This is a genomic window from Psychrobacter sp. KH172YL61, from assembly GCF_007182895.1.
Lineage (GTDB): Bacteria > Pseudomonadota > Gammaproteobacteria > Pseudomonadales > Moraxellaceae > Psychrobacter > Psychrobacter pacificensis.
Window position 1 is genome coordinate 724,575 of record NZ_AP019516.1, and the last position, 19,063, is coordinate 743,637.

The following is a 19,063-nucleotide window of genomic DNA, read 5'->3' on the forward strand; positions in this document are numbered from 1 at the left end:
GCCTGTGATGGTTTGAAACAGTCTGGGTTTGAGGGTAGCCGCTGACCAGTTTTTATCGTCAATGACGGTACTGGTTTGCGCTGAATGATTGAAGCTGTTTGTTTGGCAACCTAGTAGGGCGGAGAGGTAATAAGGCGCTTATTATCGCTAAAGGCATCCGTAAATTATTTGACATTATAATTTCCAATAAATAGACATTTGTCTAAAATATATCACAAGGTTCTAGAGAGATTGTTGTTTATTATTGCCAAAAAAAGCCGCCCATCATAGTGATGAGCGGCTCTTATTTTAAGCATTGACTAACGAATACTCAATTAGTTGTGTAGCGCTTTGCCTGCCGTTTTATCAACCGTCACTTTTGCAGGCTTGAGCGGTTTTGGCATATCTACCAAAGCAACCTTTAAAATCTCTTCAATCGTCGCAACTGGCTGAATAGTCAAGCCTTCTTTGACATTGTCGGGGATATCAGCTAGGTCGCGCTCGTTACTCTCTGGAATCAGGACATGCTTGATGCCGCCGCGATGCGCTGCCAGTAGCTTCTCTTTGAGACCACCGATACGTAGGATTTTGCCGCGCAAGGTAATCTCACCTGTCATGGCGATATCTGGACGAATGGCAATACCTGTCAAGGCAGAGACCAGTGCAGTCGTCAATGCACCACCAGCAGAAGGACCGTCTTTTGGCGTGGCGCCTTCTGGCATGTGCACATGGATATCTGTGGTTTTGACTGTCTCATAGTCAATGCCAAGACTGTCACCGCGAGCACGCACCACACTCATCGCCGCACGAATCGACTCTTTCATCACATCGCCAAGTGAGCCGGTGAAGCTAAGCTCACCTTTACCTTTCATAGCGACCGCTTCAATAGTAAGCAGCTCGCCGCCCACTTGTGTCCACGCAAGACCAGTGACACGACCAATCTCAGGCTCTTCTTCCGCCAGACCGTAGTCATACTGGTGCACACCTAGATAATCATCGATGTTCTTGTCATCGACGGTCACTAGCTGACGTTCCGCTTTTTTTCGGAGCGCGCGCGCCATGAGTTTCAACCGAATCGCGAACGACTTTGCGGCAGATTTTATTGACTTCACGCTCAAGGTTACGTACACCTGCTTCACGGGTATAGCTTCGTACGATACTGTGTAGGGCCGCTTCAACAATCTCAATCTCGCCTTCTTTGGAGACCGTTATTCTTGATCGCTTTTGGTACGAGGTATTTCTGTGCGATGTTGACCTTTTCTTCTTCGGTATAACCCGGCAGACGAATGACTTCCATACGGTCAAGTAGCGCAGGTGGAATATCCATGCTGTTAGCCGTACAGATAAACATCACTTGCGACAAATCTAAGTCCATATCTAAATAATGGTCGTTAAAGGTGTCGTTCTGTGATGGGTCTAATACTTCAAGCAATGCTGATGCTGGATCGCCGCGGAAGTCTTGCGCCATCTTATCGATTTCATCCAATAAGAATAGTGGGTTTTTCACTTCGACTTTTGCCAGTGACTGCACGATTTTACCCGGCATCGCACCGATATAAGTACGGCGATGACCGCGGATTTCCGCTTCATCACGTACGCCGCCTAGTGCCATACGGACAAATTTACGACCCGTTGCGCGCGCAATCGACTCACCCAACGAGGTTTTACCAACACCTGGAGGACCGACGAGACATAGAATCGGGCCACGCAGTTTTTTCACGCGTGATTGTACGGCGAGATATTCTAAGATGCGATCTTTGACATCTTGTAAGCCATAGTGATCTTCGTCTAAGACCGTTTTTGCCTTGTCTAGATTGATTGAGACTTTGGTCGTCGCATTCCACGGCGTATCCAAAATCCACTCAATGTAGTTGCGTACCACTGACGATTCGCTTGATGCAGGTGGCATCATTTTAAGCTTTTAAACTCTTGCTCCGCTTTTTTGCGCACATCGTCTGGCAAGTCAGCATCTTCTAGACGCTGCTCTAGCTCAGCGACATCATCTTCGCCATCAAACGCGCCATCATTGAGATCTGATAGCTCGTTTTTGATCGCTTTCATCTTCTCATTTAAGAAGTACTCGCGCTGATTGTCTTCCATCTGCTGACGGACCGCATCTTGAATATCTTGCTCGATATTTTGCTCAGCACTTTGCTTGACCAGATATTCCGTCAAGGTGTTGATATGCGTTTTGATATTATTTTCTTCTAAGAACGACTGTTTAACATCCAAATCCATTGACACGCGGGTTGAGATGAAATAAACCAGTTCAAGCAAATCATCGATGCGTTTGGCCACGCGAGTTAGCTCACGGGCATTACGCAGACGCGCATCCGCATAGCCTTCAAACAGGGTGGTCAACGCCTGAATAGTGTTTTTCTTCTGGCTCTCATCCATGCTGACATCAAGATCAGCACGCTCAAATCTCGCCATCAATAAGTCGTCATGACTTTCGATATTGTCGACACGGGCGCGATATTGACCTTCGATGAGTACTTTGATGCAGTTCTCATCGCTATCGTGCGGCATGGTGCTGACGATGCGGCACACCGTACCGTATTGATACAAGTTGTCTTGATCAATGTCTTCGGTCAATGAGTCTTTTTGGGCGACGACCAGTACTTTGTTGCCATACTCAGCTTGTGCCAGCTCAACGGCTTTCACCGATGGCGCACGTCCCACAAACAAGGCAATCTGCATGTGCGGGTAGACAACCACATCTCGCAATGCCAAGAGTGGCAAGTAGCTTTCATCTTGGTTGTCGTTTACATCTTTATTATTAGAGTCAGTGTTATCAAGACCAGTGTCTGTCTCATTGGTTGACGCCGCTTTTTGTGCTGCATTCGACAAGGCCTCTGCCTCATTGTTGTTTGTAGCAGTAGATGAAGCGTCGACATCAATGTCGATATTGTCTTGGGTAATTTTATGTTCACTCATATATTTTTCCTCTTTCCCCGGACTTGTAAAGTCAAGTTCGTGGTTCATGTCTAGATAAATGGTGTCCACAGATAAAATTGCAAGTCTCATTGGCAAAGATGCACAGTTATCTTTGTTAAATAGTGCGACAAACACCGACGTTTCAATGCGGTTATTGGATTAAAAAGTTGGATTAAAAATGCTGTGTCTGCATTAAATAAGTAAAATCTCACCATTAGATAGCGAGCGTGTGTGAGATGCGGGTGTCTAATTCGGTTCTATGCATGGGCTTTATATCCAAAATAAGGTAAACTGGCGCCCGTCTAAAAACGCGTCTGAGAAACGAGCCGACATTAAGACGTTTTAGACAGCACAGCGATATTCATCAGTGTTACTATTCATCGGTCTCAATGAGACCAAGTTATAAAGAGCAAGGGGGCAATACATGGCCATCAATGCGGTACTGCTGGCAGTTATTATTATGCTAGGACTGTCACTTTCGCGCGTGCACGTGGTGCTCAGTTTATTAATCGGGGCGCTAGCAGGTGGATTGTTAGCAGGTCTGGGTATTACCGATACGCTCAATGCTTTTCAAGAAGGTATCCGTAATGGCGCACAGATTGCGCTATCGTATGCCTTGCTAGGGGCGTTTGCCGTGGCGATCGCGCACTCGGGATTGCCGCAGTCATTGGCAGGGGCGGTGATTAGACGCATTGATGCTGCGGGCACGAGTGGCATGATTAAATATATGCTGTTTGCAGGCCTCATTACCATGAGCTGCTTTAGCCAAAACCTAATCCCTATTCATATTGCCTTTATTCCACTGCTGGTACCGCCGCTGCTTTTGGCGTTCAACCGTATGCAGATAGATCGCCGCCTGATTGCCTGTCTGATTACCTTTGGCCTTGTCACCACTTATATGTTTATACCGTATGGGTTCGGTGATATTTACCTCAATCAAATTATGCTAAAAAACGTCGGTGAAGCGGGCATTGATGTTGCCAATATTTCTGTGGTGAAAGCCATGGCAATTCCTGCGCTTGGCATGCTCATTGGTCTGCTGGTCGCGGTATTTATCAGTTACCGTAAGCCGCGCGAGTATCAGCAGATTGCGATAGATCAGCAAGCGCATGATGCCGTCGTAGAAGGCGATGCATTAAGTAAAACAGCCGCTGGCGCTCAGTCGCAAAGCAAGCTAAAGACGCTGGTTGCATTGGCTGCTATCGTGACGGCTTTCGTCGTGCAGCTATACACTGATTCGCTACTACTTGGCTCGATGTTTGGCTTTGGCGTGTTTATGGCGACAGGCGTGGTGAAATGGCGTGATGCTGATGGTGTCTTTAATGATGGTATCAAATTGATGGCGATGATTGGCTTTATTATGATTACCGCGCAAGGTTTTGCTGAAGTCATGAAAGCGACAGAGCAGATTCAGCCACTCGTTGATGGGGCGGCGTCACTGTTCGGTGGTAATAAAGCGATGGCAGCATTTATCATGCTCTTGATCGGTTTGATTGTGACTATGGGTATCGGCTCGTCCTTCTCGACCATTCCTATTTTGGCCGCGATCTATGTGCCGCTATGTATCTCTTTAGAGTTTTCGCCATTAGCAACGGTTGCAATTATCGGTACAGCTGGCGCGCTGGGTGATGCCGGTTCTCCTGCGTCAGATTCGACATTGGGTCCCACATCGGGTCTTAACATCGATGGACAGCACGACCATATCAAAGACAGTGTGGTGCCAACCTTTATTCACTACAATATTCCGCTACTGGCATTTGGCTGGATTGCGGCGATGGTGCTTTAGTAAATGATTTGAATGATTGGTTTGATATAAAAGGTGGGTATAGCAACTAGCATAAAGAGTTACTATACTCGCCTTTTTTCGTTTCTATTAATTGCTCAAACTGCCTATATTTTTAACAATCTTCATCAAAATCCTTAATCTCACCATTCAAACTGCTCAAAAACGCATCACTTTGCGCGAGCAGCTCATTTAAGCGTACTTCATTGACTAATCGTGTCATCTCATCAGCGCTAAACGGTTGCTCTTGACTGTAGTAACGTTGCTCTCTAGCGTCATCGCTACCTAACCTTTGCAAATATTCATCCACACGGTCTGCACTGGAATCAGCAGCGCTAGAGACTTTTTCAAATTGTTTATCGTCTTTCATTAAAACCACCTTATGCCGTTTGGCGTAATTAAGCCATCTAATGGCACATCCCACGGCTGACGCGCTAATTGTTCAACCACTTGAAAGTCATAACACCAGCCAATTTTTAATGGTTTCTTGACCCCTGAGCGATAGCTTTTGCCAAGCGTCGTATCATAAAAACCGCCACCCATGCCCATACGATTACCGTGTTTATCTACCGCGACTAAAGGACAGATAATAACGTCTAATTCTGACGCCCATAATAGAGCGCGGCTATGATTTTGTTTCATTCCGAGCTGATGAATGCGAGTGGGGAGGTTGACGAGTTTTGAGTGGTAAACAGGCACAAAACGCAACCGTTTATTATCACTGCCATTACTAGTACGTCCGAGAGAACCAACGACAGGTAAATAAGGAGAATAGCCTAAGCATATGCACCAATCCAGCAGTGGCTGAGTGGGTAGCTCGCCAAATCCATCATAATATAGCCCAATACGCGCATTTTTTGATAGCCGCTGCTGTAATTTGCTCAAATGCAAGCTCGCTGCTTGCGCCAAATTTCTACGCGCGCCATCACTTAATTGACGACGCTGGCGAGTAAAGTGCCGTCTGGGTGGATTACTTAGCGTAGGTTCTTGTGAGTTAAGCATTTTTGACTCAGTGGGCATGGTTTCCAGAGTGCATAGGTATCTTATCCAATGACATATCAGATTGATGAGGGGCGCTTTTAGAGATTCGTTTTTAGGCATTGACCAAAGCGATTTGTGAATATTCAACACGTCCTAGTCATGCTATCATAACGCCACTTTATATCGTATTCTCCTTTATGTGCAGCGGATGTTGCATTTTTTAGAGCAGTCATAAAACAACAAACCATCAAAGAGGGTAGTTATGTCGACACAGAATCAGGCAACACGACTTGAGAAAGACACCATGGGTAACGTAGAAGTCCCAGCTGATGCCTATTGGGGAGCGCAAACACAGCGTAGCCGCGAAAACTTCAAAATCGGTGGCGAGACATTGCCGCGTCCAATGATTGAAGCGATGGCACTGGTCAAAAAAGCCGCTGCGATTACCAATGCAAGCCTAGAGCGTATCGAAGGCGACAAGCGCGACCTTATCGTACAAGCGGCAGATGAAATCATCAATGGTGGTCTTACCGATCAGTTCCCGCTCGTGGTATGGCAGACCGGTTCTGGTACGCAGTCAAACATGAACATGAACGAAGTGCTGGCCAACCGTGCTAACGAAATCGCGGGTTCTGAGCGTGGCAGCTACACGCCAATTCACCCAAATGACCATGTGAACCATGCACAGTCTACCAACGACAGCTTCCCAACGGCGATTCGTGTGGCGGCTGCGCGTCAAATCAACAGCTTATTGATTCCAGCGGTAAAAGCACTACGCGATACCTTAGATAAAAAGTCCAAAGAATTCGATAGCATTGTTAAAATTGGTCGTACACATTTGCAGGACGCTACACCTTTGACCTTAGGTCAAGAGTTCAGCGGTTATGTCAGCCAACTTGACCATGCATTGACTCGCATCGACAATGCGCTACAAGGTCTATATGAATTGCCACTAGGCGGTACTGCGGTTGGTACTGGTCTAAACGCCCATCCTGACTATGCAGTAAAAGCAGCTGAGCAACTAGCGACTTTGACGGGCTTGCCATTTGTCACATCCCCAAATAAATTTGAAGCACTAGCCGCTCGTGATGCAGAAGTATTTGCATCAGGCGCACTCAAAACACTAGCCGCTAGCTTAAACAAAATCGCTAACGACGTACGTTGGTTGGCATCAGGTCCTCGTTGTGGTTTGGGTGAGTTGACGATTCCTGAAAATGAGCCAGGCTCTTCTATCATGCCAGGCAAAGTAAACCCAACGCAGTCAGAAGCAATGACTATGGTTGTCGCTCAGGTCATGGGTAACGATACGACTATCAGCATGGCGGGCGCGTCAGGTAACTTTGAGCTAAACGTGTATAAGCCAGTGATCGCCTTTAACCTATTACAGTCTATCAAGCTACTGGGCGATGCGTGCAACAGTTTCAACGAAAACTGTGCGGTTGGTATCGAGCCAGTCAAAGAAAAAATCGATGACTTCTTGCATAACTCATTGATGCTAGTGACGTCATTGAACCGTCATGTTGGTTATGAAAACGCGGCAAAAATCGCTAAGACGGCTTATAAAGAAAACAAAACGTTGAAGCAGGTGGCGGTTGAGCTGGAGCTATTAACTGAAGCGCAGTTTGATGAGTGGGTCATTCCTGCTGATATGGTACATCCTAAGTAAGCTATCTAATAGTTTTTAGAATAGTAAAAAGACCTTGTCGTATGGCAAGGTCTTTTTTTGTTTTCGATTTTGGATCTGATACTACTTTTAACTATTAGTTGTTTCATTTGCTATAGAGATAATACGATTTACTTATTATCGTATTAAGTTTACTCTCAATATCAAAATTACATTCAATGAGGCAAAAATGGCTTCCAATAAGAACCAACATTATGTACCTCAGTGTTATCTAAAAATTTCTCCATAGATGAATCAAAAGCGGCCATCTGTGTTTATAACTTGGACAGAAAAAGCTAATTAAAAATGCACCTATAAAAAATCAATGTTCGAGGAACTATTTCTATGGTGAAGATCTTGCATTGGAAAAAGCGTTACAGCCGATTGAAGGTCAGTTCTCTGAAATAGTTCGCAATCTTGAAAACATAAATCACGTTCTGACAGACAATGACAAGCTATTTCTCATAGAATTTTGGCTACTTCAACGTGCAAGAACTGAGGAGTTCGCTAAGTCTACTGCTGAATCAACTGAACAAGATATAAAAACCTTGCTTTCTATTGACATTAAAATGGAAGTTAAAAAAGTTGTTCACAAAGTAATACAGTCGATCTTAAAAAATAGGCATTTAATTCATGACTTAAAGGTTTGTATTTTAAAGAACAATACTAAAACTGATTTCATAACCTCAGACCATCCAGCAGTACTCACAAATCGATGGTATTTTCTCAATAAAAAAGTGCAATTTAGGTCTTTTGGATTACAGTCATCAGGAGCACTATTTATTTTACCTCTTACTCCTAGAATTCTTATGTTGGCCTATGATAAAGATGTTTATAGTATTGCTAATATAAAAGGGTGGGTTCAGCTTAAAAATAGGTATGATATAGATGCTTTTAACTATCTTCAGTTACTGAATTGTCGAGCTAATATATACACAGCAAATCCAGATAGTGCCCTATATATAGAGAGTCTTCATAACGAAGTAGAGTATTCAAAATCTTTGCAAGGTCATAAAACAGAATTTTACATTTCAGATAATTCTGATGGCAAGATAAAAGATGAAAATCGAATTGACGTTTCTGAAATTAAAGTGAACCAAAAATTCTTCAAAGTCTCTCAAACTGTTTACGCTGCACCACCAATATGGCCTAGAGTAATAAATTGGAAGCCAAATGGGTTTATAATGACAAATGACACGTATGATGATTTTGTTCGTCAAGCAGTAGTAAAAAAAACAGGGCGAAGTGATTTTTATAAAATGTCGATCCGCAAAGGCTAGCTAGAGTCAGTAAAAGTAATCTTATTCGAACAACTAAACTAAATTTCTCTGATTTCTTAAAACTCAAAATATGTTTTTATCTAAACTACCTACAAAAAAGCCAAGCAAAATGCTCGGCTTTTTCATATCAAAAATCTAATCTCAATTAAAACTTATAAAGCAATCCAAGCGTGGTCGTAGCATCAGTACGCGAGTCAACCATTGGGCTATCGTATTGCTCATTAGGTACATAGCTCACGCTTTGATTGGCAAACCCTGCCCATTTATCGTTAAAGTCGTAGTTGGCACTAACGCTGACATACGGATTCAAGCTCGAGTTAGATTTATAAGCGGCAACGCCTGTCTCCGCTGACTCTTCTTCACTGACGCCATAGTAGTATTCATTGTAGGCCGCGTCATGATACTCAAAGCCGATGCTTGGATAGACCGTCAGCTTGTTTCTAGTAATTTTGGCAAGGTAAGTTAAGCGACCAGTATTACCGCCACTTTCGTCCAACACATCGGTCGCAAACTGACCACGAAACGCACCGATAGGCGTGCGACGCTGGTAGCTTATACCTGCTTCTGCAGATAGTTTACGCTCATCGAGACCTTGCAGGGCACCATTAGCATCATCAGGATCAAACGAATTCCCTGCGAGCTGCGCGTAAGCAGAGAGCTGATTGACACCATCATTGATCAAGTACGCACCCGCTTGAGCACCGCGCGCATAGATCCTATTATTGTCATAAAAAATGCCCGGTAGCACACGCACTTCAGTGCTGTCTTCGAGATCATAGGCGGATTTTACCGCCATGACATTGACCCCAACGCTCAATTCGGCGTCTTTGTCAGTCGGTAGGTTTTTATTAAGAAAAGGGATGGCACTAGACAGGCTAGACACACTGAGTAATGCCGTAGCAGTTAACGTGCTCAGCATGGCTCGCGTAGAGAAGTGAGGTTGCGCTGCAAGTTTTAACATAATTGGGTCTCGTAAGTGAGTATAAATAACGGGGTAGTAAGATCAGGTAAAAAACGAGCAAAAAGCGAATAAGAATAAATGGTCTAAATAATTCGGCTGTTATTGGTAGTTATTTAGCAATGATAGATAAATACGCGCATTTACTCAATGGCTTTTAGCACTTGTAGGATTTGCTGATGAATATCTTGCCACCACCAGACAAAGCCAATACTAATAATCAGCATCGCAAGCCATGGCAATAGTTGCCAGATTATGCTCACGTTAACAGGCCCTGGCGCAAATTTCTTGGGATCAATATAAGTGGGGTAGTTATTTATGGGGTAGTTATTTATATAGCCACCACTTTGGTCGAAATCGGCAGTATCCGCGGTGTTGTTTAAGTCTACAGGGGGTTGGATATTATTATCAGCAAATATATTGGTAAGCGGCGGATTACCGCGCTGATTATCGTGTAAGCTCGTTTGATAGCTTGGCTGATGATTGCTTGCATAGCTCGCTTGGACCGCGTTTTGATAAGCTTGCTGAGCTTGCGCCATAGCTGCTTGCTGTGCCAGCTCTCGCTTACGATAAACGAGAGCAATAGGCAAGGCGATAAGCAAGCCAGTAATCGCGCCGCCGATGTGACCGGCATTATCGATACCCGGTACGGCAAAGCCATAAACCAAATTAATCGCCATGATGATGATCAAGCTCTTGAGATTGAGTACCATGCCATTGACCGATATTTTAAACAGGGCAGCGATCAGTAACGCCGCACCGATACCCATGATACCACCAGAAGCTCCCGCTGATAGGCCGGGCTGTCCTGTTCCTTCTATGATACTTTGCCATGTGACATAGTTATTGAGCAAGTTACCACCGATGGCTGCTAGTAAAAACAATGCCAAAAACTTGGCTGAGCCAAATATCGGCTCGGCAATCTGCCCAAAAAAATACATGGCAAAGCCGTTAAATAGGAGATGCATGAGACCAATGTGCAAAAACGCACTACTCACCAAGCGCCATGGATCATCCATCATCGTTAAGGGTAAGGCGTTGGCACCCCATTTAACTAACGCTTCAGTTGACGGGTTATTGGCATCGACGCCCGTGACTAGCTGCATGACAAATAGCCCGATAAAGCTGGCTAATAGCAGGGTAGTGACGGGCGCTGTTTTTAATAATTGTTGAATGGTCATAAAGGCTAACTGTCATCAAAAAGTTATAGAGACAGTATAAAGGGTATGAGCAAATTATGTTATGTATAGCCAGTTTTAAACGTCGATCGCTAGACATTAAGCCGCTCTAAAAACGACCCACTTTGAGGTTTTCATACGTGCCTTTTACCAAGATATTATCCGTGACAGTATTGATATCGGTATGACCACAGAATGCCATAGATATATCACACTCTTTATAGATAATCTCAAGCGCGCGGCGCACCCCGTCTTCACCATACGCTCCCAATCCGTAGAGAAAAGCGCGACCGATCATCGTGCCTTTTGCGCCCAATGCGATAGCCTTTAGTACATCTTGACCTGAGCGAATCCCGCTATCGAGCCACACCTCGATGTCGCTGTTTTCGGCATGGACTGCCTGTACGATGTCTGCGAGGGCAGAGATAGAAGATAACGCGCCATCCAACTGACGACCGCCATGGTTTGAGACGACTAGGGCATCCGCGCCACTGCGAGCCGCCATAATAGCATCTTCAGGCTCCATGATACCTTTTATGATAAGTTTACCGCCCCACATGTCTTTGATACGCGCTACATCGTCCCAGCTCAGACGTGGATCGAATTGCTCTGCCGTCCAAGCAGAGAGTGATGACAGATCCTCAACATTTTGTGCATGACCGACGATATTACCAAACGTGCGACGTTTGGTGCCCAGCATATTCATACACCATTGCGGCTTGGTCATGAGGTTGATGATATTGGTTAATGTGGGTTTGGGCGGTGCGGATAGACCATTTTGATGTCTTTGTGACGTTGTCCAAGCACTTGTAAGTCGGCGGTCAAGATAAGTGCTGAGCAATTGGCATCTCTGGCACGGCGAATCAGATTGGCCATAAAGTCTTGATCGCGCATGACATAGAGCTGAAACCAAAACGGCTTACTAGTATGAGTGGCGACATCTTCGATAGAGCAAATGCTCATGGTTGAGAGTGAAAAGGGCACGCCGAATTTTTCAGCGGCGCGTGCGGCATGTATCTCACCATCTGCCCACATCATGCCGGTAAATCCCGTTGGGGCGATGGCTACAGGCATCTTGACTGGCTCACCGATCATACTCGTTGCCAGACTGCGGTTATCCATATCGACCAATACGCGCTGGCGCAGCTTGATACGGTCAAAGTCAGTCTCGTTATTACGATAGGTGGTCTCAGTCCACGAGCCTGAATCGACATAGTCATAGAACATACGCGGCACTTTACGCTCAGCGACACGGCGCAGATCTTCAATATCGGTCATTTTTTCTAGATTTATCATAGGATCCTCACTACAAATAATGTATAGACGGTTTGATGTTATGACGTAAGCAGTTGCTGCAAATCCATCACTGAAAACGGATAATTTAATCGCTGTGATGGAGTCAAAATCACAGGGATAGACGTGGCAAAATCCATCATAAGCGCCTCATCAAAGTCTGCAATATCGACATTTTGGTAAGTGATTGGTTGTACCGACTGAAACTGTGCAAGTATTTGCTCAGCGATATCACATAAATGACAGCCAGAGGTCCCTAGTAGCCACCATTGATTGCTATTCTCAGTAGTATTGAGGTTTGGGCTTGCGGCAATAACACGCGCTCGTAATACTTCTATACTATTATTATGCATGGTGAGATCTCTGAGCTTAAAGTATGCCAAAAAATGCTGATTATTAGGCTATTTTGATAAAAAGTAAAAATAGTTGGTTCATTATTACATCATAAAGAAGTGGTGTAAATAATGACAGCGATTGTGAGATTAGGTAAGATGAGTTCCTGTCTAAGATTATTCATTTTCTCTCAGCTTATTACTTTTTTAATCACTCGGATATCACGCATGACAAGTTTTGGTAAGTTCATAAAACGTCTGTTGTTGGCAATTGTATTATTGGTTGTGGCATTTCATATTCTAGTCACCGGACTACTGTTAATTTGGAAAACACAGCCAATCAACAATAGCATGTTTATGTTAACCCATCGTCTAACGGGCGGTACCGTTACGCAGACATGGGCTGAGTACGATGCCATCGCCAAGTCTGTCAAACAAGCAGCGATCGTGAGTGAAGATTCCACGTTTAGCCAGCACAATGGCTTCGATATCGACGGTATCAAAGCGGCACAAAAGAAAAATGAAGAAACGGGCAAAATGTCCGCTGGTGGTTCAACCATCACCCAACAGCTGGCAAAAAACCTGTTTTTGACCTCGCATCGCTCTTATGTACGTAAGGCAGAAGAAGCTGTCATTACTGTCATGATAGAAACACTGTGGGACAAGGAGCGTATCTTGACCGCTTATCTTAATGTGGCAGAATTTGGTAATGGTATCTATGGTATCGATGCCGCCGCGCACCATTATTTTGATAAATCTGCGGCCAATCTGAACCGAGACGAATCAGCGCTCCTCATTGGGATGCTTACCAATCCGAAGTATTACGAAGACAATCAAGGTGACAGAGGCTTGCGCAACAAGCAACGTATTATCAAAAAACGCATGAAAAACGCCGTATTACCGCAAGCGTCTTAATCTTTTAAAAGAAGCCTTAACAACAAGAATAACGGGAAAGAATAATATAGTTAAGTCTAAATAAAAACGATACAGGATAATAAATTCATTTGATTAAACGCTATTTTTCGCAGCCTCTGGAGACATAGTCACAGCAAGCAAGAAAAATAGCGTTTAATCTTATTGTATCGATTTTATAGTGAACCGACTATAGTTAATAACCTTTAAGACGATAGTATAAAGACGACGGCGCATCGATAACGCAAAAGGAGTAGTAACGTGGTAGAGATAAATAATAATCAGAACAGCGGTGATATGAACGAGATTATCGACGTTAATAGTGTGAGTGAAGATGGCAACGAAAACGTTGATAAAAATATGAGCGTAAGCAGTAACTATAATGATCTGACCGACATCGACTGGCAACGCTCAGAAGACGGCAGCTATTCACCCAGCAGTTATATCAATCGAGATTTGTCTTTATTACAGTTTCATCTGCGTGTATTGGCGCAGGCAGCCAGTCCTCGTCACCCACTGCTTGAGCGCTTGTTTTTTCTCATTATTTTTCATCGAATCTCGATGAATTCTTTGAGATTCGTGTTGCAGGTATCATGCAAAAGCTCAATATCGGTGACGTATCGACCAGTGCGCATGGTATGCGCCCAAGCGAGGTGTTAAACGAGATCTCTGCGATCACTCACGACGCTATCAATGAGCAATATCGCATTCTGAATGAAGATATTTTGCCCGCTCTTGCGCTCGAGGATATCCGCTACCTAAAACGTGATGAGCTCAATGCCGAGCAGTCTGCTTGGATGAAGCGTTATTTTACCGAGCAAGTCGTGCCAGTATTGACGCCGATAAGCATTGATCCTGCGCATCCATTCCCGCGATTGGTCAATAAAAGCCTGAACTTTATTGCCACATTAGAAGGCAAAGATGCTTTTGGTCGCGACATCAACTTGGCGATTGTACCAGCGCCGCGCAGTCTGCCGCGTGTGATTCGTCTGCCAGATGAGCTAACGGGTGGTAAAGAGCATCATGTGATGCTATCAGCCATCATTCATGAGCATATCGGTGAGCTGTTCCCTGGTATGAGTGTGACGGGTTGTCATCAGTTCAGGCTCACGCGTAATGCAGATTTAGATCTGGCGGATGATGTAGAAGATATCGCCAAGGCACTCGAGGGCGAGCTTGAAAACCGCCGTTTCGGTGACAAAGTCCGTCTTGAGGTCACAACCGACTGCCCAGCGCACATCAGTGAGTATCTGCTCAATGAGTTTGAGTTGCATGACAATCAGCTGTATCGTGTCAATGGCCCTGTGAATCTGACGCGCTTATTGTTTGATTTTAATATTCCGGGACTGCGTTATCAGCCATTTACTTATGCCGTGCCAAAAGCCTTTCGCCGAGATATGGATAAATCAGATAAATCATCCAGTATGTTTGCCGCTATGCGTAAAAGCGATGTACTGGTGCATCATCCGTTTCATGCATTTTTACCCATTATTAATCTGCTTTGGCAGGCAGCTAGCGATCCCAAAGTGTTGGCGATCAAGCAGACATTATACCGCTCAGGTACCAACTCAGAGATCGTCAAAGCGCTTGCCGCTGCCGCTCGAAATGGCAAAGAAGTCACTGCCGTCATTGAGTTGCGTGCGCGTTTCGATGAAGCTTCCAATATTGCTGTCGCCAACTATTTACAAGAAGCAGGTGCGGTTGTGGTTTATGGCATCGTCGGCTACAAGACCCATGCCAAGCTCATGCTCATCGTGCGCCGTGAAGAAGATCGAATCCGCCGCTATGTCCACCTAGGCACAGGCAACTATCATGCGGCCAATGCCAAGGTCTATACAGATTATGGTTTATTCAGTGCCGATCCTGATATCTCAGAAGATGTGCATAAGATATTTCAAGAGCTCACTGGTATGGGCAAACCTGCCAATCTCAAAAAACTGCTACATGCCCCTTTTACGTTGCACGAAAAACTAATGAGCTTTATCGATGATGAGATTGCCCATGCTAAAACAGGCAAGCGCGCTCATATTATCGTCAAAGCCAATGCGCTCACTGAGCGTCGCCTGATTGACAAATTGTATGATGCGTCGCAGGTAGGCGTCAAAATTGAGCTGATCCTGCGCTCTATGTGTTGCTTGCGTCCGCAAGTAAAAGGCCTATCTGAAAACATCACTGTACGCTCTATTATTGGCCGATTTTTGGAGCATACCCGTATTTATTATTTCTATAATAATGGGGATGAGCGTTTGTATTGTGGCAGCGCAGACTGGATGGATCGTAACCTGTTCCACCGCGTTGAGGTGGCCTTTCCAATCGAAAATAAGAAGCTTTTTAAGCAGATATATCAAGATGGTTTGATCAATTACTTACAAGACAACACGCAAGCGTGGACACTGGATGGCACAGGCGTTTGGCAGCAGCTTCAGCCAGCAGCAGGGGGAGACGCCACACGTTGCTCAAGAACACTTATTGAAAGTGATTAATGGTGTTGAAGAGTCCAGCTAACTGATTGAGTGCTATCTTCATCATTTGACCAAGCACTATTTAGTCAAACACTATTTAACCAAGTATTGGTACATACCAGTGCTTGGTTTTTCTGGTTAATGCGCTGTAAAAGTTACAAACTGTGTTGTAACCTCACATTTATTCACATATTGATACGGCAGTACACTGGTGAATCTCACAGTATCCCACCTATAATTAACATCAGTTCTGGTGCAGTTTATTATTTTTATCAAAAACCTCATCACTCATCTATCTAAAAGTAACTGAACAAAAGCAACTGACTAAAAGTGGCTGAGTACATAATGATGCCGCACCGGAGAAATTCTAAATTCAGTCAACAATAAAAATAGGAAATACATCATGAGTACGACGAACAATGATACCTCAGACATCAAAAAAGCAGCAGAGCAAGCAAACGGTCAAGAGATTGAGAAAAATCTAAAAGACAATAAAAAAGTCGATGCGCCTGAATCACTAAGTGAAGAAGAGCAAACAGCGTTCATTGAGGATGACCTACGCACTGACAAATAAGAGTGTGTTTGCAGCATACGTCCAAAGCACTAATCAGATAACGATAATAAATAATGCGAGGGAGACGCCATGACCATGCCAGAAAAAAACAATACTGAAGAAAAATTCCTTGTAGAGGATCCCGCCGTTACGACGCAAGAAAATCCTCAAGGCAGCTACGAAGGCCGAAAGTACCAGCCAAATATAGATGGGCCGGAACAAGCCTCACAGGAGACAGACGAGGTCTATGTCGACCCGCGCAAAGAAGAAAATCTGCCTGCGGGTGGCAAAAACGTATCGGACCTAAATGCTTATGATCTAAGTCGAGACGACTAACAAATGATAAGCACAATATGTTATCGATACGAACAATAATTATAATAAGGACAAAACAATGGAAACCAGAGATCCTGCTTTAAGTAAAACTCGAATCGCAGAAACGGACACGCATGAAACTTTAGACAGTGCTCAAACGGTGAAAAACCATGAGGAGCTCGAAGAAAACGTCAATGAAAATAAAGGTACCGACACTTTTGAAGAGGGTGTAGTGGAGTCTGAGCACGTCAATGATGGTGACAACCCAGCGCGCCAGCCCGACCGCCGCGATCAACCAGGTAATGGTTTTGATGATAATATCAATGAAAGCACCGTTGCAAGCGAAGGGCCTGATAGCCAAAAAAATTAACAACATGAATCGCTATGCTAATGTTGATAATGCTCAGACTCGCACCTTAAATCCCTGATGATAAAGATTAGACCGACAATAGAAAGCTGAGCAGAAGACTATGATATTTGCGTAATTATCGACTGATATCTATATTATTTAGATAACAGTTAAAGGCGCTTACAATATTGGATGAATAGTTATAATAGGGAGTAAGACAAATATGCCAAATGACAAGCCCGTCACTGATGAGTATAGTCTAAAAGATGCAGATGACAACAACGGTATCGTACCAGACGACGCTCTACAAAAAGTAAATCCAGCGGCAGCAGACAAAGCAGCAGGCGATCATGATCCGCATAATGTGGCTAAGAGTGCCAAGCAGTACGACAGCCCATTGATGGAAGATGATAAGTAATACTATTTATATACCAGTATCTCTGATCCATAAAAGTATCGCTGATCGTCAGAAAATAATCAGCATAAATAAAGAGGCATTACCGTTGTTCAAATATAACCCGAATAACGGTAATGCCTTTTTGTGTCTATAACCTATAGATTTCAAAGTACAAATGAATGATGCCTGTCTATTAAGCAGGCGTACCACTATGAAAGCGTAGCTCCGCATCAGGACTGTCTATTAATTCTGCTTCTACTTCTTTAAAAAACGCAACGCGCTCATCGATATTATCATCTGATAATGACTGGGCAAGCGCAAGGTAATCTTCAAAATGGCGGCTCTCTGACTTTAGTAGATAGCGATAGTATTTTGCTAAACGCGCATCATCAATGACTTCCGCCAACGCTGCAAAACGTTCACAAGAGCGCGCTTCAATGAACGCCCCAATGATCAGTACATCGACCATCGCTGCTGGCTCATAAGTACGCTTATGTTTCAGCATACCCTTGGCATAGCGACCTGCACTCAAATACTTCCAGTCCTGGCCGCGTTCGTTCATGATGCCAAGCACCTGCTCGTAATGTAGCATCTCTTCACGTATGAGCTGTGCCAATTTACGTTGCAAATCATAAGAGAACTCATACCGAAATATCAAATTCATCGCAGTGCCAGCGGCTTTTTTTTCGCAATTGGCATGATCCTGAATGATAAATGGTAGGTTATCTATAGCCGCATCGACCCAAGCTTGCGTCGTGCGCGCCCCCAAAAAAATTATAAATAGGGGATAGATCAACTTTTATAGGTGTGCGCAGGTGAGTGATATCGACACTGTCTTCCCCTACGTCCATACTGCTTTCGTCAACGACATTTACTGGTGAAAGGGGCGCTTCTTTTCGAGGTTATCCTTATGAATATCGTAGTGATCAGTACCATGCGCTGATGATTGTAAGGACGAGAGGTCGGGCTGGTTTATAGTCATAATCTAAAAGGGCTTTTTTATAAATGAGAGTTTAAAGCAGCTAATTTATAGATGCTTTCAAAATAATGGGCTACAGTTACTACGGCTAAGTAAGTTGTCTAGATCATGGACAGTATTTAAGTATAGTAGAACCTCAATAAAATTGATACAGCATAGAAAACGCGCTCGATTAAATGCTACTTTTCTTGCTTGCTGTGACTGCGTCTCCAGAGGCTACGAAAAATAGCGTTTAATCTTGCTATACCATTTTTATAATGGTTTCACTATATAACTATAGATGGTAATGATTACTTACAGTTTAGTCTCAACTGAGCATTCATTAATTTCTAGATAGTATTCATGGTCTGTGAGGCTTACATCTTATACGATATCATTATTATACAACCCCAATATTTATTTTCTAAATGGCGTTTGCTTGTTTATTTTATTATTTGATAGTAGGATGGGATTTTGCTCTTTAGTCACAGTGTCTTGCTATCAATAGCACTTAGTAGAGAATGGCAAGCATTATACCAATGACAATTCTTGTATCAAAACAGAAGATTTATACAGTCTATTTTAGGGCTGATGAAAAACTCTTTAATGAATAATTATTTATCAGCATTAAATACCATAGGTTGTCGTAGGTAGCAATGATATCTTTCATTGTATAAATAATTGTTGATAAAAATAACGAGTCTCAAATAGTCGCTGTAGCAATTTAGTATTA

Annotated in this window: 13 protein-coding genes and 4 pseudogenes; 9 read left to right on the forward strand and 8 right to left on the reverse strand. The window is 43.8% G+C overall.

Translation table 11 applies throughout. The features are described from left to right. Positions 1 to 314 precede the first annotated feature (314 nt). Positions 315 to 2,721, reverse strand: a pseudogene (gene lon, locus PKHYL_RS03745) (endopeptidase La). Between the two features lie 619 nt (positions 2,722 to 3,340). Between lon and PKHYL_RS03750 the strand changes: the two are divergent. Continuing rightward, the gene (locus PKHYL_RS03750) at positions 3,341 to 4,702 is read left to right on the forward strand and encodes a Na+/H+ antiporter family protein (protein WP_071002148.1); all 1,362 of its coding nucleotides are present in this window, start codon (positions 3,341 to 3,343) and stop codon (positions 4,700 to 4,702) included. Between the two features lie 112 nt (positions 4,703 to 4,814). Here the strand turns inward: PKHYL_RS03750 and PKHYL_RS03755 are convergent, their stop codons facing one another. Both PKHYL_RS03755 and PKHYL_RS03760 read right to left on the reverse strand, forming a co-directional pair. After that, entirely contained in the window at positions 4,815 to 5,069 is a 255-nt protein-coding gene (locus PKHYL_RS03755; RefSeq protein WP_240366012.1) for a hypothetical protein, read from the reverse strand. After that, the gene (locus PKHYL_RS03760) at positions 5,069 to 5,719 is read right to left on the reverse strand and encodes a 5-formyltetrahydrofolate cyclo-ligase (RefSeq protein WP_240366013.1); all 651 of its coding nucleotides are present in this window, start codon (positions 5,717 to 5,719) and stop codon (positions 5,069 to 5,071) included. The genes PKHYL_RS03755 and PKHYL_RS03760 overlap by 1 nt, the downstream gene beginning before the upstream one ends. Before the next feature lie 223 nt (positions 5,720 to 5,942). Here PKHYL_RS03760 and fumC point away from each other — a divergent pair, with 223 nt between their 5' ends. Together fumC and PKHYL_RS03770 are read left to right on the forward strand one after the other, a co-directional pair. Further along, the gene (gene fumC, locus PKHYL_RS03765; protein WP_240366014.1) at positions 5,943 to 7,346 is read left to right on the forward strand and encodes a class II fumarate hydratase; all 1,404 of its coding nucleotides are present in this window, start codon (positions 5,943 to 5,945) and stop codon (positions 7,344 to 7,346) included. Between the two features lie 311 nt (positions 7,347 to 7,657). After that, positions 7,658 to 8,623, forward strand: a complete 966-nt coding sequence (locus PKHYL_RS03770; RefSeq protein ID WP_240366491.1) for a DUF4238 domain-containing protein — start codon at positions 7,658 to 7,660, stop codon at positions 8,621 to 8,623. A 145-nt stretch (positions 8,624 to 8,768) separates the two neighbouring features. Here PKHYL_RS03770 and PKHYL_RS03775 read toward each other — a convergent pair whose 3' ends face one another. The 4 genes and pseudogenes from PKHYL_RS03775 to PKHYL_RS03790 form a co-directional block, all read right to left on the reverse strand. Beyond that, positions 8,769 to 9,584, reverse strand: a complete 816-nt coding sequence (locus PKHYL_RS03775) for a MipA/OmpV family protein (RefSeq protein ID WP_071002143.1) — start codon at positions 9,582 to 9,584, stop codon at positions 8,769 to 8,771. A 140-nt stretch (positions 9,585 to 9,724) separates the two neighbouring features. After that, entirely contained in the window at positions 9,725 to 10,762 is a 1,038-nt protein-coding gene (locus PKHYL_RS03780; protein ID WP_240366015.1) for a rhomboid family intramembrane serine protease, read from the reverse strand. A gap of 106 nt (positions 10,763 to 10,868) precedes the next feature. Then, a pseudogene (locus PKHYL_RS03785) lies at positions 10,869 to 12,055 on the reverse strand (alpha-hydroxy acid oxidase). A gap of 38 nt (positions 12,056 to 12,093) precedes the next feature. Next, the gene (locus PKHYL_RS03790) at positions 12,094 to 12,405 is read right to left on the reverse strand and encodes a glutaredoxin family protein (protein ID WP_058024101.1); all 312 of its coding nucleotides are present in this window, start codon (positions 12,403 to 12,405) and stop codon (positions 12,094 to 12,096) included. Positions 12,406 to 12,612: 207 nt separating this feature from the next. Between PKHYL_RS03790 and mtgA the strand changes: the two genes are divergently transcribed. The 6 genes and pseudogenes from mtgA to PKHYL_RS03820 all read left to right on the forward strand — a co-directional run bounded on the left by mtgA (position 12,613) and on the right by PKHYL_RS03820 (position 17,393). Then, positions 12,613 to 13,299 carry a monofunctional biosynthetic peptidoglycan transglycosylase gene (gene mtgA / locus PKHYL_RS03795; RefSeq protein ID WP_071002140.1) on the forward strand — a complete coding sequence of 229 codons (687 nt, stop codon included), beginning with the start codon at positions 12,613 to 12,615 and terminating at the stop codon, positions 13,297 to 13,299. A gap of 384 nt (positions 13,300 to 13,683) precedes the next feature. Then, positions 13,684 to 15,801, forward strand: a pseudogene (ppk1, locus tag PKHYL_RS03800) (polyphosphate kinase 1); the annotation flags it as partial. A 360-nt stretch (positions 15,802 to 16,161) separates the two neighbouring features. Beyond that, positions 16,162 to 16,332: a hypothetical protein gene (locus PKHYL_RS03805; RefSeq protein WP_197496744.1), complete on the forward strand. Its 171-nt coding sequence runs from the start codon at positions 16,162 to 16,164 to the stop codon at positions 16,330 to 16,332. Between the two features lie 69 nt (positions 16,333 to 16,401). Further along, on the forward strand, positions 16,402 to 16,647 hold the full coding sequence (locus PKHYL_RS03810; protein ID WP_071002139.1) for a hypothetical protein: 246 nt from the start codon (positions 16,402 to 16,404) through the stop codon (positions 16,645 to 16,647). A 58-nt stretch (positions 16,648 to 16,705) separates the two neighbouring features. Then, on the forward strand, positions 16,706 to 16,996 hold the full coding sequence (locus PKHYL_RS03815) for a hypothetical protein (RefSeq protein WP_240366016.1): 291 nt from the start codon (positions 16,706 to 16,708) through the stop codon (positions 16,994 to 16,996). Between the two features lie 202 nt (positions 16,997 to 17,198). Next, the gene (locus PKHYL_RS03820; RefSeq protein ID WP_071002137.1) at positions 17,199 to 17,393 is read left to right on the forward strand and encodes a hypothetical protein; all 195 of its coding nucleotides are present in this window, start codon (positions 17,199 to 17,201) and stop codon (positions 17,391 to 17,393) included. A gap of 172 nt (positions 17,394 to 17,565) precedes the next feature. Here the strand turns inward: PKHYL_RS03820 and PKHYL_RS03825 are convergent. Then, positions 17,566 to 18,223 (reverse strand): annotated as a pseudogene (locus PKHYL_RS03825) (tRNA-(ms[2]io[6]A)-hydroxylase). Between the last annotated feature and the right edge of the window lie 840 nt (positions 18,224 to 19,063).